The following is a 13527-nucleotide window of genomic DNA, read 5'->3' as shown; positions in this document are numbered from 1 at the left end:
GCCGGATCAGCCGCCCGCCGCCGGCGCGAAGATCGTCGACAGATGCGCGTCGCTCTCGCCGAGGCTGACATTGTCATTGAGGCTCTGGCGCAGGTACTGGACCATCGCCGGTTGCAGCGAGATCGCCGTGTCGGTCTCACGATCACCGCCCGCGACATAGGCGCCGACGCTGATCAGGTCGCGAGCCTGCTGGTAGCGCGACCAGAGCTGCTTGAAATACTGCGCGCGCTTCATGTGCTCGGGGCTGACCACCGCCGGCATGACCCGGCTGATGGACGCCTCGATGTCGATGGCCGGATAGTGCCCCTCCTCGGCCAGGCGCCGGGACAGCACGATGTGCCCGTCGAGCACGCCCCGCGCCGAGTCGGCGATCGGGTCCTGCTGGTCGTCGCCCTCCGACAGCACCGTGTAGAACGCGGTGATCGAACCACCGCCGGCCTCGGCATTACCGGCCCGCTCCACCAGTTTCGGCAACTTGGCGAATACCGACGGTGGATAGCCCTTGGTCGCCGGCGGCTCGCCGATGGCCAGGGCGATTTCCCGCTGGGCCTGGGCAAAACGGGTCAGCGAGTCCATCAGCAACAGGACGTTCTTGCCCTTGTCGCGGAAATACTCGGCAATCCGCGTGCAGTACATCGCCGCACGCAGGCGCATCAGTGGCGCATCGTCGGCGGGGGATGCGACCACCACCGAGCGCTTGAGACCTTCCTCGCCAAGAATGTGCTCGATGAACTCCTTCACCTCACGACCCCGTTCGCCGATCAGCCCGACGACAATGATGTCGGCCTCGGTAAAACGGGTCATCATGCCCAGCAGCACACTCTTGCCGACGCCGGTACCGGCGAACAGGCCGAGACGCTGGCCGCGGCCAACCGTCAACAATCCGTTGATGCAGCGAATCCCCACGTCCAGCGGCTGGTGGATGGGGTCGCGATTGAGCGGGTTGATGGTCGGGCCGTCCAGCGGCACCCAGTCCTCGGCCTTCATCCCGCCCTTGCCATCCAGGGCCCGGCCAGCGCCGTCGAGGACCCGTCCGAGCATGCCCATGCCCATCGGCAGGCGACCGGTGTCGGCCAACGGCACGACCCGGGCCCCCGGGGCGATGCCGGCGACACTGCCGACCGGCATCAGGAACACCTTGTTGCCGGAAAACCCCATGACCTCGGCTTCGACCTGCACCGGGTGGTAGCTGTCGTCGTTGATCACCACGCAGCGCGCGCCCATGGCGGCCCGCAGTCCCTCGGCCTCGAGGGTAAGGCCGACCATGCGCAACAGCCGGCCTTCAAGGATCGGCTGCCCCGGCAGGTTGATCGCATCGGCATAAGAGCTCAAGCGCTTGCCGAAGCTGGTTCGTTCAAGACGCATCGGCAGGTTCCGGGGTGCCCAGCGGCACGTGAAACTCACCCAGGTCGACCGCGAGGTCGGGCTGGGCCGGGTGCAGCGATTGTTCGTGAAGCTGGTCGAACAGTTGCGCGATGGCCTGTTCGATCCGCGTTTCGACGCTGGCGTCGATCCGGCTGTGCTCGGTCTCGACCCGACAGCCGCCCGGCATCAGCGCCTCGTCCTCGACGATCCGCCACTTGGCCTCGTGGCGCTCGCGCAAGGCCTTGACCTGCTCGAAATCCTGGGGATTGATGTACAGCCGCACGTTGTCGGCATCCAGCGGCAGCAGCTTCAGCGCCTCGCGCAGCACGTGCTCGATCTGACTGGAATCGGTCTTGAGCTCACGCTGGATGACCTGCCGGGTGATGTGCCCGACCAGCCCGACCAGGGTTTTCTCGATCTGCTGGTCCTGGTCGGCAATCGGTTGGAACAGGTTGTTCATCAGCCGTTCGAGATTGGCCAGCTTGACCCCCAGGGCCACCTCGGCCTCCTGGCGGACCTTGATCTGGGTACTGTGAAAACCTTCGCGCTCACCCACCGCGAAGCCTTCGTTGTAGGCCTCCTGGCGAATGGTCTCGAGCTCCTCGAGGGTCAGTGGCTGGACTTCCTCCAGCGGCACCTCCTCGATCTCGGCCTGCGGCTCTTCCTCCGGCTCCGGCTCGGGTTCTTCGACATGCGGGTCGAAACTGGGCAACGACCACAGGTCGAAGCCGCTGACGTCCCGCGCGCGGATCAGATCGGTTGGATCAGTCATGGCTTGATCCTTAGATCATCTCTTCGCCGCCCTTGCCACCGAGCACGATTTCTCCGGCTTCGGCCATACGGCGGGCGATGGTGAGGATTTCCTTCTGCGCGGTTTCCACGTCGCTGACGCGTACCGGGCCCTTGGCCTCGAGGTCGTCGCGCAGCAGTTCCGCCGCACGCTTGGACATGTTCTTGAAGATCTTTTCCTTGACGTTCTCGTCGGAGCCCTTGAGCGCCAGTACCAGTACATCCGAGGAGACTTCGCGCAGCAGCGCCTGGATGCCGCGGTCGTCGACGTCGGACAGGTTGTTGAAGACGAACATGAGGTCTTCGATCTGGGTCGACAGGTCCTCGTCCACTTCGCGGATCGAATCCATGAGCTGGCCTTCGATCGAGCTGTCGAGGAAGTTCATGATATCCGCGGCACGCTTGATACCGCCCAGGGTGGTACGGGCAGCATTGGAGTTGCCGGAGAACTGCTTCTCGAGAATCTGGTTGAGTTCCTTGAGGGCGGCCGGCTGCACGGTGTTCAGCGAGGAAACCCGCAGAATGATGTCCAGGCGCACCTTGTGGTCGAAGTTGTTCAGCACTTCACCGGCCTGGTCGGGATCGAGGTAGGCCACCACGATCGCCTGGATCTGCGGGTGCTCGTAGCGAATGACGTCGGCCACGGCACGTGGCTCCATCCACTTGAGGCTGTCCAGGCCGCTGGTGTTGCCCCCGAGCAGGATGCGGTCGATCAGGCCGTTGGCCTTGTCCTCGCCCAGCGCCTGGGTGAGCATCTTGCGCACGTAGTCGTCGGAACCGACGCCCAGGCTGGTCTGGTCGCCGACGATGTCGACGAATTCGCTCATGACCTGCTCGACCTGCTCGCGATGCACGTTGCGCATCTGCGCCATGGCCACGCCGACACGCTGAACCTCCTTGGGCCCCATGTGGCGCAATACCTGGGCGGCATCGGCCGAACCCAGCGACAGCAGCAAGATCGCGGCTTTATCGACCCGGGTCAGCTTCTGGGTGACGGCGGCGTTATTACTCATCGGCGTTAATCCACTCTTTGACGACCTGTGCCACACGGCCCGGATCTTCGGCTACCAGACTCTTGATGGCGTTCAACTGCGCGTCATAACCTTCGCTCGGACTTGGCAGCAGGATGCTCTGCGGACCGCCCAGGCTCACGCGGTCGTTCGCCAGTTCGCCGTCCAGGCCGCCCATGCCACCGAGCTCGACGTCGCCGAGACCGGCCAGTTGCTTGCTCTTGCCACCGTTGGTGATGTTGTTCAGCACCGGACGCAGCACACCGAACACCAGGACCAGGATGAACAGCACGCCCAGTACCTGTTTGACCACATCCCAGAACCAGGGTTGCGAGTAGAACGGAATATCGGCGATCACTTCCCCACGCTCGGCGGAGAACGGCACGTTGATCACACTCACGCTGTCGCCGCGGCTGGCGTCGAAACCGACGGCATCCTGCACCAGGCGGGTGAAGCGCGCCAATTCGTCGGCGCTCCACGGGTTGCGGGTGGTTTCGCCGTTGGCCGGGTTGACCTTGACCTGGTCGTCGACCACCACCGCTACCGACAGGCGGGTCAGGCGACCCTGCTGCTGCTTGGTATGACTGATGGAACGGTCCAGCTCGAAGTTCTTGGTCGATTGTTGACGCTTGTCCGACGGATACGGCGCCAACATCGGCTGGCCGGTGGCCGGATCCATGATCTGCTGGCCGTTGGCATCGAGCAATGGCTGGCCCGGTTGTACCGCACCGGCCGAGGCCGTGGCGCCACCGGTGGTCTGCGGAGCCGAGGCTGGCGTTGGCGGCTGGTTGCTCAAGGCACCTGGAACGCCCTGCGGGCCGTTGCTGGCGGTGCGCTGTTCGCTGGTCGACTGCTCGCTGCGCAGGGCCGGCTGGTCCGGGTTGAACTGCTCGGAAGTCGATTCGACCGCGCTGAAATCGACATCCGCGGAAACCTCGGCCTTGTAGCGATCGTTACCGAGGATCGGCTGCAGGATGTTGTGCACGCGCTGGGTCAGCATGCTTTCCATGCGACGGCTGTAGTCGAACTGCTTGCCGGCCATGGTCAGTTCGGAGTTCTGTGCCTGGTCGGAGAGCAGGTTGCCCTTCTGGTCGACCACGGTGATCTGCGACTTGTTCAGTTCGGGAACGCTGGTCGCCACCAGGTTGATGATCGCCACCACCTGGCCCGGCTCCAGGGAGCGACCAGGATAGAGCTCGACCAGCACCGAGGCGCTTGGCTTGCGTTCATCGCGCACGAACACCGAGCTTTTCGGAATCGCCAGGTGCACGCGTGCGGCCTTGACATTGTTCAGGCTGGAGATGGTGCGCGCCAGCTCACCCTCGAGACCGCGACGGTAGCGGGTCGCTTCCATGAACTGGCTGGTACCCAGGCCCTGGTCCTTGTCGAGGATTTCGAAACCGATGTTGCCATCGGTCGGCGTCACACCGGCAGCCGCCAGTTTCAGCCGGGCACGGGAGACGTCTTCGGCCTTGACCAGCAGTGCGCCGGAATTCGGTTCGACAGTGTAGGGAATGTCCGCCGCCGCCAGGGTTTCGGTGACCTGCTTGGCATCCATACCGGCCAGGCTGCCATAGAGCGGCCGGTAGTCAGGTTGCTGGGACCACAACACCACGGCAAAACCAATCGCCACGCTGGCGGCCAGGCCGACCATGAGGCCGATCTGACGGAGCATGGACATCTCGGAAAGGTTTTCCAGAAAGGACAAACCAAACAGCGGAGGTTTGCTTTCTGTCGCACCGGACTTGGCCGGTACGTTATCGGCGACTGCTTCTGCCATGACTCAATCTCGCCCTTAAACCGGCATCTGCATGATGTCTTGATACGCCTGGACCAGTTTGTTGCGAACCTGGGTCAGGGCCTGGAACGAGACGCTGGCTTTCTGCGAGGCGATCATCACATCCGTCAGGTCCACGCCGCTCTTGCCGATTTCGAAGGCGTTGGCCAGCTGGTTAGAGGCCTGCTGGGTATCGTTGACCTTGCCAACGGCCTTGCCGAGCAGGTCGGCAAAGCTGCTGCCGGCGACTTCTGGCGCGGCCACAGCCGACTTCGGCTGGGCCATGGCATCCATTTGCATGGCGCGCATGTCCAACATCAACCGATTAAATTCAATACCCTGGCTCATGAACTACTCTCTCCGGCGACCTGCAATTTTTTGACACTCGTGCAGCGGTTAGTAGTGGTGTTAGCAACAAGGGTGCCATCTCCTTGTCGCCTCCGAATAAAAACCGATACATGACCGTATAGCGGGCAAAGCGACTCAAGTGGCGAACAGATAGGCTTCCACATCCATGCCGGCATCGCGCATCTGCGCCAGTTTGTAGCGCAGCGTACGCGGGCTGATACCCAGGCGCTCCGCGGCCTCCTTGCGCCGCCCGCGCTCGGCACGCAGGGTATCGATGATCATCTGGAACTCGCGTCGACGCAGATCGTCACCGAGCGCTCCCGCCGATTCCACCGCCGCCATTTCACTGGCGTCCGCCTCAACCGAGGGCACCCGCACCGCTGGCAACGGCGCACAGCCGATTGGCCCGGCTAGGCAGAAGTCCTCGGCCTGGATCAGCCCGCCCTGCTGCAAAATCAACGCCCGCTGGATCGCATTGTCGAGTTCGCGCACGTTGCCCGGCCAGGCATAGCCGACCAGGCAAGCCTGGGCCCCAGGCGACAATCTGACGGCAGCGTGTTTCATTTTCGCACTGTGCTTGGCCAACAAACGTTCTGCCAACGGCAGGATATCGGCAGTGCGCTCGCGTAGCGGACGCCAGGCCAGCGGAAAAACCGACAGCCGGTAGTACAGGTCCTCGCGGAACCGCCCTGCCGCCACCTCGGCGGCCAGGTCACGGTTGGTGGTCGCAACCACCCGGATATCCAGGGAAATCGGCTTGCGTGCACCGACCCGCTCGACCTCGCGCTCCTGCAGCACCCGTAGCAGCTTGGCCTGCAGGCCCAGGGGCATCTCGGAAATTTCGTCGAGCAGGATGGTGCCGCCATCGGCCTGTTCGAACTTGCCCGCCTGGGCGGCGATCGCACCGGTGAACGATCCCTTCTCATGACCAAACAGCGTAGCCTCGAGCATGTTGTCCGGGATGGCCGCGCAATTGATCGCGACAAACGGTTGGCCGCCACGCTGCGATTGCTGATGGATATAGCGCGCCAGGACCTCCTTGCCGGTCCCCGACTCGCCGGAGATCAGCACCGTCGAATCACTGCGGGCGACCCGCGAAGCCAGCTCGAGCAACTGCGCACTGGCCGGCTCGGCGGCAATCGGCCCTTCACTCTCCACCGCACCGGACAACCCGAGTGCATGACGTTCCACCAGCTCCAGCAGCGCCTTGGGCTCGAAGGGCTTGACCAGATAGTCGGCAGCGCCCTGGCGCATCGCCTCCACGGCACGCTCGACCGCACCATGGGCCGTCATCAGCAGCACCGGCAACAGCGGCTGGCGGGCACGCAGCCGAGCGAGCAACTGATGCCCGTCCATGCCCGGCATGTTCACATCGCTGACCACCAGGCTGAACGCCTCCTGCGCCACCGCCTCCAATGCCTCTTCGGCACAGCTCACTGCGCGAAACTCATGCCCCGCCAGCAGCAAGGTATCCGCCAGCGCTTCGCGCAGCGCCCGGTCATCCTCGACCAACAGGACCTTGATCTGTGCAGCCATCACTATGCCTCCGTGGCGCCGGGGATCAGCGGCAGGCACAACATCGCGCAAGTGCCACGCCCCAGTCGTGAACGTAATTGCATGTCGCCCTGGTGTGCCCGGGCAACAGCCTTGACCACCGCCAGGCCGAGGCCGGTACCGGTGGTCTTGGTGGTGAAGAAGGGTTCTCCCAGGCGCGCCAGCACCTGCGGCTCGATGCCACTGCCATTGTCACTGATGCTCAGGCGCAGGGTATTGCCGCGGCTGTACAGGTGCACCTTGAGGCGCACCTCGCCCACACGGGCCTGCATGGCGTTTTCGATCAGGTTGAGCAAGGCGCCGACCAGGGTGTCGCGATTGCACAGCAACTCACCCTCATGACTGTCGCACTGCCAACGGATCGCCGCGCCCTGTACATGGGTCTGCGCGGCCGCCTGCAGGGTTTGCAACAGCACTGCGGGGGTCAGGCGGTCAGTCAATGGCAGCTCGCCACGAGCGAACACCAGCATGTCGCGCACCTGATGCTCGAGTTCATGCAGGCGCTCCTTCAGGCGCCCGGCGAAGCGCTGCTGGGTCTCCACCGGCAAGGCCTGCTCATTGAGATGACTGGCGTACAGCAGCGCCGCCGACAATGGCGTGCGAATCTGGTGCGCCAGGGATGCGACCATCCGCCCCAGGGAAGACAGGCGCTCGTGACGGGCGAGTTGATCCTGGAGGCGGCGGGTTTCAGTCAGGTCATTGAGCAGCACCAGCTGCCCTGGCTCGCCTTCCAGCGAGCGCGTGGCAATCGACAGGCGCCGACCGTCCTTGAGCGAGATCTCATGGCCGTCATCCTCGCGCGGCGCGAAGCAACGAGCGATCACATGACGCCACAACTCGCCTTCCAGCGGCTCACCCAGTAACTCGCGGGCGGCAGGATTGGCCTCGCAGACGTAACCATGGGAGTCGATCACGATGACGCCGCCCGGCAACAGGTCCAGCAGATTCTGCAGACGGTTGGCCAAGCGCTCCTTCTCCGCCAGCTCAGCCATGCGCTGGGCGCTGACCACGGCCAGCTCACCCTTGAGCTCGGTGACCCGTGCTTCCAGCAGACTGTAGGAATCAGTGAGTTGAGTCGACATCTGGTTGAACAGGGCAAACGCCTGCTCAAGACCCAGCCGGCTTGCCTGCTCTACGGACGATGGTTGTCCCGCGACTTCGGGAACAGAAGACATCTGGGCGGCTTGGGGCATGGTGCTCTCTCGCATGGCTGACCGTCATTTAAACGGAACGTTGCGGGAGACTTAGCAATACCCGTGCCTAAAAAAAACCGCCCAGTTTTCAGCGACTTGAAAAACAGGCGTCAATCATCCGCCTGCTCGTCACCTTCGCGCCGGCTCATGCCGTACTTGCGCATCTTCTCCACCAGGGTGGTACGACGGATGCGCAGACGCTCGGCCGCCCGTGCCACGATGCCATTGGCATCGTCCAGCGCCTGCTGGATCAGGCCCTGCTCCAGGCCACCGAGGTAATCCTTGAGGTCCAGGCCTTCCGGCGGCAGCATCGCCGAGGTACTGAAGTCCGGCGTATGGCCATTGATCGCCACGCGCTCCTCGAGGTCGCTGCGCAGGCTGTCGACCATCTGCTCGTCTTCGTCGTCGACGTAGCGGAACTTCTTCGGCAGTTCAGCCACGCCGATCACCCCATAGGGATGCATGATCGCCATGCGCTCCACCAGGTTGGCCAGTTCACGGACGTTGCCCGGCCAGCCATGGCGACACAGCGACATGATCGCTGCCGAGTTGAAGCGGATCGAACCGCGCTTCTCGTGCTCCATGCGCGAGATCAGCTCGTTCATCAGCAGCGGGATATCCTCGACCCGCTCACGCAGCGGCGCCATCTCGATCGGGAAGACATTCAGGCGGTAATAGAGGTCTTCACGGAAGCTGCCCACCTCGATCATGCTCTCGAGGTTCTTGTGGGTGGCCGCGATGATCCGCACGTCGATGCTCTGGGTCTTGTTGCTGCCCACGCGCTCGAAGGTGCGCTCCTGCAACACGCGCAACAACTTGACCTGCATCGGCAACGGCATGTCGCCGATCTCGTCGAGGAACAGCGTGCCGCCGTTGGCCAGCTCGAAACGGCCAGCCCGGCTGGTGATCGCACCGGTGAAGGCGCCCTTCTCATGGCCGAACAGCTCGCTTTCCAGCAACTCGGCCGGAATCGCGCCACAGTTGACCGGCACGAAGGGCGCGTCACGCCGCTTGGAATGGTAGTGCAGGTTGCGCGCCACCACTTCCTTGCCGGTGCCGGACTCGCCGAGGATCAGCACGCTGGCGTCGGTATCGGCCACCTGCTGCATCATCTGGCGCACGTGCTGGATCGCACGACTGGTGCCGACCAGGCTGCGGAACAGGTTCGGCTCGCGCTGACGACCGCGCTCGCGGGCCTGGTCGTACATCTCGCGATAGACCTGGGCACGGTGCAGGGAGTCGAGCAGCTTGCTGTAGCTGGGCGGCAGCTCCAGGCTGGAAAGCACCCGGCGACGCAGGTCCTCGGGCAGCTCGGCAGAACTATTTTCACCCAAAAGCAGAACCGGAAGGAACTCATCCCAGGTTCCGAGTGTCTTAAGCAAGCCCGATAGCCCTGTGCTCGTGTTGACCGTCCCGATCAGGACGCACAACACCTCGCGACTGGACGCCAGGGAGTCGACCGCCTGCTGCCAGTCATTGCTGCCGCAGGACAGGTTGTCTTCGCCGAGAAAATTTAGAATCACCGCCAGGTCACGGCGGCGAACGCTATCGTCATCGATCAGCAGAATTTTGGTTTCACGCCACATGCAATAGCAACTTCCCTAGTCAACTCGATGCCCTTGTGTGTGGGCAACCTTGACGCCCGAGGTGGGCTATCACCTTCAAAGACGACTGAAATCTGGAAAACAGCACTAGTTAAGTCAAAAAATCGTACGCAGTCAAATTTATGGCGCAATACGCTTCGATTAACCCTGCGCAAACGCTGCGTCAACCGAATAAATGGTAAACCTTCGCTGCATTCTGCGCCTGCTGCAGATGCTGCATCTCTTCGACTATAGCCTGCCGCTCGGCCATCGCCGTCTCCAGCAGTTGCCGATAGACGTGCAACAGCTCTTCCAGATGACTGCGCAGGGCATCCTCATCGACCGATGCCTCGTTGAGCACATCCTCCATGCAGGCACGGCACGCAAGGTCCAACTCGGCGATGCTACCCCAGTCACGCTCGGCCAGGGCCTTCACCAGAGCTTCGCGGGTTTCCTGGATACGCTGCAGAACGAGGCTCATGACGCTGTACTCCCTAGAACTGTGGGGCGGGCGCGCCGATGGCGTCCCAGCCCTCTTTGACCGTGCTGAGCAAGCTGGCGATTTCATCAAGGATCTTCGGGTCCGACTTGATGTTGGCCTCGGCCAGACGCTTCATCATATAGATATAGAGGCCATCCAGGTCAGCCAGGGCATCGGCCTGCTTCTCCAGATCCAACCCCTCGCGCAGGCCGCCGACGATACCGATGGCCTTGCTGATCGCCACGCACTTGGCGGGGATGTCATTGCGCGCAATAGCCCCCTTGGCCTGAGCAATGCGATCCAGGCCGCCTTCCATCAGCATCTGCACCAGACGGTGAGGCGTGGCCTCGGAGGTCTGTGCCTGCGCCCCCACCTTCTGATACTGCCGAAGGGCTAACATCGGATTCATGTCGTACCTCGCTACAACGCTGAAAGTTCGTATGACCAGTGTATCGCCTTCGAGTCAAAAAACTTTAACCCAAAAGGCAAAAACCCGGCACGCGATAAAGCGTAGCCGGGTTTTTGGCGTCGCCCCAGGTTAGCTGGAGGATTTCTGCGCGTTCAGCGAGGTGAAGAACGAGGTGATACTGGTCGCCGTCGCCTTCATCTGCCCGACCAACAGGTCCATGGCGTTGTACTTGGCCGTCAGGGTCTTGGTCATGTTGGCGACACGCAGATCCAGCGCGGCCTGCTGATTGGTCAGATCCTTGGCGATGGACTGCAGGCTGGTGTTGCGCGCATCGAGCACGCCGCCGGTGCGCACGCCACTCGACCCGACCGGAGTCCCCAGGTAGGTATTGAGCGCAGTACCCAGACGCGAAAACAGACCATTGGTCGAATTGGTGCCGTTGAACAACTGCTGCACCTGGCCGCTCATGCCTGGAGTGGCCATGGCCTTGGTGAACGTGGCGGTGTCGAAGGACAGGTTACCTGAGTTGCTGGCGTCGTTACCGGCTACCGTCAACACGCCCAACTGCGACAGCACGGACAATGGCCCACCAGCCCCCGTGGTCGTAAGCTGTGCGCGAAGGTCAGAGATCAGCGAGCGCGGTAGCGAGTCACCGGTGAACGCCGCCGACACAGTCAGATTGCCGTCAGCATCCGCTGTCGCCTTGGACAGGGTGTTGATGGTATTCATCAGGGTGTTGTAGGAGTCGACGAACGACTGGATCGAGGTCTGCAGACCGCTGGTGTTGTTGGCAACAGTCACCGTCGAGCTGGCACCGGCAAAGGTACCATTGCCAGTACTGGCACCCGCCGACAGCAGGTTCAGGGTCAGGCCGCTGATCGCACCGGTAACGGTATTGCTCTTGCTGGTCACCTTCAGGCCGTCAACGGTCAGCGAAGCGTCGGTAGCGAGAGCCGTGACCGCACCGGAAGCCGTGGCCGAAGGATTGCTCCCCATCACCTGGGTACCGTCGATCTCCAGGCCGGAGATACCACTGACCTTGATGTCGGAGCCCGCTCCCGTGGTCGTCGAACTGATCACCATGCGCGACGCACCGGAGCTGTCGGTCACGATGTTGGCCGAGAAGCCATTGCTGCCCAGCTTGCTGTTGATCAGGTCCCGAGTGCTCTGCAAGGTAGCATTGGCCGGGATGTCGACATTGTAGTTAGTGCCATTTTGACTGATAGTCAGGGTACCACTCGGAATGGCACTGCTGGTACCACCGGCAAACGAGGCGCTGGCCACTTTCGAACCCGTGGCAAGGCTCGACACGACAACGTTGTACGTGCCTGGAACGGCCGTATTGTCGGAAGTCGCGGTCAGCGTGGTCGCCGTTCCCGACGTCGCCGTGTAGCCGGCAAACGCGGTACTGGTCGAAGCACTGAGATCGGTCATGGTCTTCTGGAACGCCGCCAGGGCGCTCTTCAGGGACGCGATACCGGAAATCTTCAGTGTATTGGTTTTTGTCGCGCTATCGATCTGCGTCTGCTTGGCCGATTTGTCGGCGTTCACCAGCGCAGTAACGATCGAACTGATATCCAGACCCGAGCCTAAGCCCGTTCCCGGTAAAATTGGACTTGCCATGTGCCTCTCCCGTCAGGTTGCTGCCGGTCTTTTGACCCTTATCGGCGGCCAAAGGTCCAGCAAACACTATTCATGCCAGTTGTCAGGCTTTTCCATCGAACAGCACGCTGCTCGCCGAACTCAGGCTGTCGGCCAACTTCATGGCCTCGGCGGTAGGAATCTGCCTTACCACCTCACCCGTATCGCTGGCGATGACCTTGACGATGACTTTCCCGGAATGCTCGTCGATCGAGAACTCCAGGTTACGCTTGATCGACTGCACGAACTTTTCGATGTCCTGAACAGCCCGCTTGAGTCTTTCGGAGGAATCCGCATCCTTGTTGGTGGCGTCGGTGTCCGGAGCCGCTTTCACCGCATCCGCCTGAGGTGCCGAAGCCGATTTGTCGGCCACAGCGCCGCTGTTGGAACTGGTACTGGCCGGCAGAACAGCTGGGTAAGACAGATTAAGTTTTACACTCATGTCCATCTTGCATCACCTCTCAACGTAAAAAGGCGAGAGAGCGTGACAAGCACACTCCCCCGCCAAACTCATTCCGAGATTACTGAAGCAGCTTCAGTACAGCGGAAGGCAGTTGGTTAGCCTGAGCCAGAACAGAGGTGGAAGCCTGTTGCAGGGTCTGCTGCTTGGTCAGGTTAGCAGTTTCTGCGGCGAAGTCGGTATCTTGTACGCGACCTTGTGCAGCAGTGGTGTTCTCGTTGATGTTCTGCAGGTTGGAGATGGTGCTGGTCAGACGGTTCTGCGAAGCACCCAGTGCAGCACGGGTAGCACCGATGTTGGCGATTGCCGCGTCGATCGCGGTGATCGCGTTATCGATGTTGGTAGCGGCTGCACCAGTGGTGGCACCAGTCAGAACGACAGTACCGCTGTCTACCGACAGGCTGGCGGCGTCGAACTTCGAGCTCAGAACCAGGTCGATGTGGTTGGCGCTACCGGTGTTGGCACCGACTTGCAGGGTCACAGTACCCGCCGAACCGTCCAGCAGGTTCTTGCCGTTCAGGTTGGTGGACTGGGCGATACGAGTCAGTTCGTCAGACATCTGAGCGAATTCGGCGTTGGTCGCGGTCTGGTCGGCAGTACCGTTGGTTCCGTTACGGGCTTTAACAGCCAGTTCACGCATACGCTGCAGGATGTCGGTCGAAGCTTGCAGAGCGCCTTCAGCGGTCTGGGCAACGGAGATACCGTCGTTGGCGTTCTGGATAGCCTGGGTGCCACCACGGATCTGCGAGCTCATGCGAGTAGCGATCTGCAGGCCGGCGGCGTCGTCTTTGGCGCTGTTGATTTTCAGGCCGGAAGACAGGCGCTGCATGGAGGTAGACAGGGCATCGGAAGCACGGTTCAGGTTCTTCTGAACGTTCAGCGACGTAGTGTTGGTGTTTACAGTTAAAGCCATGACG

Annotated in this window: 13 protein-coding genes; all 13 read right to left on the bottom strand. The window is 62.1% G+C overall.

What is annotated here, in order from left to right; genetic code table 11:
* Positions 1-6: 6 nt before the first annotated feature.
* The 13 genes from fliI to HU752_RS09095 all read right to left on the bottom strand — a co-directional run bounded on the left by fliI (position 7) and on the right by HU752_RS09095 (position 13523).
* Positions 7-1365 (bottom strand): flagellar protein export ATPase FliI, encoded by a 1359-nt coding sequence (gene fliI, locus HU752_RS09155; protein WP_186677609.1) that lies wholly within the window; start codon positions 1363-1365, stop codon positions 7-9.
* A complete protein-coding gene (gene fliH, locus HU752_RS09150) occupies positions 1355-2137 on the bottom strand; it encodes a flagellar assembly protein FliH (protein WP_186677614.1) in 783 nt (260 codons plus the stop codon). The genes fliI and fliH overlap by 11 nt, the downstream gene beginning before the upstream one ends.
* 10 nt (positions 2138-2147) lie before the next feature.
* Positions 2148-3167 (bottom strand): flagellar motor switch protein FliG, encoded by a 1020-nt coding sequence (fliG, locus tag HU752_RS09145; protein WP_017902256.1) that lies wholly within the window; start codon positions 3165-3167, stop codon positions 2148-2150.
* Complete coding sequence (gene fliF / locus HU752_RS09140; RefSeq protein ID WP_186677617.1) at positions 3160-4944, bottom strand: flagellar basal-body MS-ring/collar protein FliF; 1785 nt, start codon at positions 4942-4944, stop codon at positions 3160-3162. The genes fliG and fliF overlap by 8 nt, the downstream gene beginning before the upstream one ends.
* A gap of 15 nt (positions 4945-4959) precedes the next feature.
* A complete protein-coding gene (fliE, locus tag HU752_RS09135; RefSeq protein ID WP_186677624.1) occupies positions 4960-5289 on the bottom strand; it encodes a flagellar hook-basal body complex protein FliE in 330 nt (109 codons plus the stop codon).
* Positions 5290-5424: 135 nt separating this feature from the next.
* Complete coding sequence (fleR, locus tag HU752_RS09130; protein WP_186677640.1) at positions 5425-6825, bottom strand: sigma-54-dependent response regulator transcription factor FleR; 1401 nt, start codon at positions 6823-6825, stop codon at positions 5425-5427.
* A gap of 2 nt (positions 6826-6827) precedes the next feature.
* The gene (locus HU752_RS09125; RefSeq protein ID WP_186678059.1) at positions 6828-8018 is read right to left on the bottom strand and encodes a sensor histidine kinase; all 1191 of its coding nucleotides are present in this window, start codon (positions 8016-8018) and stop codon (positions 6828-6830) included.
* 128 nt (positions 8019-8146) lie between these two features.
* Entirely contained in the window at positions 8147-9622 is a 1476-nt protein-coding gene (locus HU752_RS09120) for a sigma-54 dependent transcriptional regulator (protein ID WP_186677641.1), read from the bottom strand.
* Positions 9623-9803: 181 nt separating this feature from the next.
* The gene (gene fliT, locus HU752_RS09115) at positions 9804-10100 is read right to left on the bottom strand and encodes a flagellar protein FliT (protein WP_186677642.1); all 297 of its coding nucleotides are present in this window, start codon (positions 10098-10100) and stop codon (positions 9804-9806) included.
* Between the two features lie 13 nt (positions 10101-10113).
* Positions 10114-10509, bottom strand: coding sequence for a flagellar export chaperone FliS (fliS, locus tag HU752_RS09110; RefSeq protein WP_186677643.1), 396 nt, complete (start codon positions 10507-10509; stop codon positions 10114-10116).
* 129 nt (positions 10510-10638) lie between these two features.
* Complete coding sequence (fliD, locus tag HU752_RS09105; RefSeq protein WP_186677649.1) at positions 10639-12132, bottom strand: flagellar filament capping protein FliD; 1494 nt, start codon at positions 12130-12132, stop codon at positions 10639-10641.
* 82 nt (positions 12133-12214) lie between these two features.
* Positions 12215-12598: a flagellar protein FlaG gene (locus tag HU752_RS09100; protein ID WP_186677651.1), complete on the bottom strand. Its 384-nt coding sequence runs from the start codon at positions 12596-12598 to the stop codon at positions 12215-12217.
* Between the two features lie 73 nt (positions 12599-12671).
* The gene (locus HU752_RS09095) at positions 12672-13523 is read right to left on the bottom strand and encodes a flagellin domain-containing protein (RefSeq protein WP_186677653.1); all 852 of its coding nucleotides are present in this window, start codon (positions 13521-13523) and stop codon (positions 12672-12674) included.
* Positions 13524-13527 lie beyond the last annotated feature (4 nt).

This window comes from Pseudomonas vanderleydeniana (genome assembly GCF_014268755.2).
Classification (GTDB): domain Bacteria; phylum Pseudomonadota; class Gammaproteobacteria; order Pseudomonadales; family Pseudomonadaceae; genus Aquipseudomonas; species Aquipseudomonas vanderleydeniana.
Note: the sequence above shows the minus strand (reverse complement) of the source record. Positions and strands in the feature narration are given on the sequence as shown.

Coding starts and splice junctions, on each gene's coding strand:
- fliI (WP_186677609.1), bottom strand. CDS start 1,365: ATGCGTCTTGAACGAACCAGCTTCGGCAAGCGCTTGAGCTCTTATGCC.
- fliH (WP_186677614.1), bottom strand. CDS start 2,137: ATGACTGATCCAACCGATCTGATCCGCGCGCGGGACGTCAGCGGCTTC.
- fliG (WP_017902256.1), bottom strand. CDS start 3,167: ATGAGTAATAACGCCGCCGTCACCCAGAAGCTGACCCGGGTCGATAAA.
- fliF (WP_186677617.1), bottom strand. CDS start 4,944: ATGGCAGAAGCAGTCGCCGATAACGTACCGGCCAAGTCCGGTGCGACA.
- fliE (WP_186677624.1), bottom strand. CDS start 5,289: ATGAGCCAGGGTATTGAATTTAATCGGTTGATGTTGGACATGCGCGCC.
- fleR (WP_186677640.1), bottom strand. CDS start 6,825: ATGGCTGCACAGATCAAGGTCCTGTTGGTCGAGGATGACCGGGCGCTG.
- HU752_RS09125 (WP_186678059.1), bottom strand. CDS start 8,018: ATGTCTTCTGTTCCCGAAGTCGCGGGACAACCATCGTCCGTAGAGCAG.
- HU752_RS09120 (WP_186677641.1), bottom strand. CDS start 9,622: ATGTGGCGTGAAACCAAAATTCTGCTGATCGATGACGATAGCGTTCGC.
- fliT (WP_186677642.1), bottom strand. CDS start 10,100: ATGAGCCTCGTTCTGCAGCGTATCCAGGAAACCCGCGAAGCTCTGGTG.
- fliS (WP_186677643.1), bottom strand. CDS start 10,509: ATGAATCCGATGTTAGCCCTTCGGCAGTATCAGAAGGTGGGGGCGCAG.
- fliD (WP_186677649.1), bottom strand. CDS start 12,132: ATGGCAAGTCCAATTTTACCGGGAACGGGCTTAGGCTCGGGTCTGGAT.
- HU752_RS09100 (WP_186677651.1), bottom strand. CDS start 12,598: ATGGACATGAGTGTAAAACTTAATCTGTCTTACCCAGCTGTTCTGCCG.
- HU752_RS09095 (WP_186677653.1), bottom strand. CDS start 13,523: ATGGCTTTAACTGTAAACACCAACACTACGTCGCTGAACGTTCAGAAG.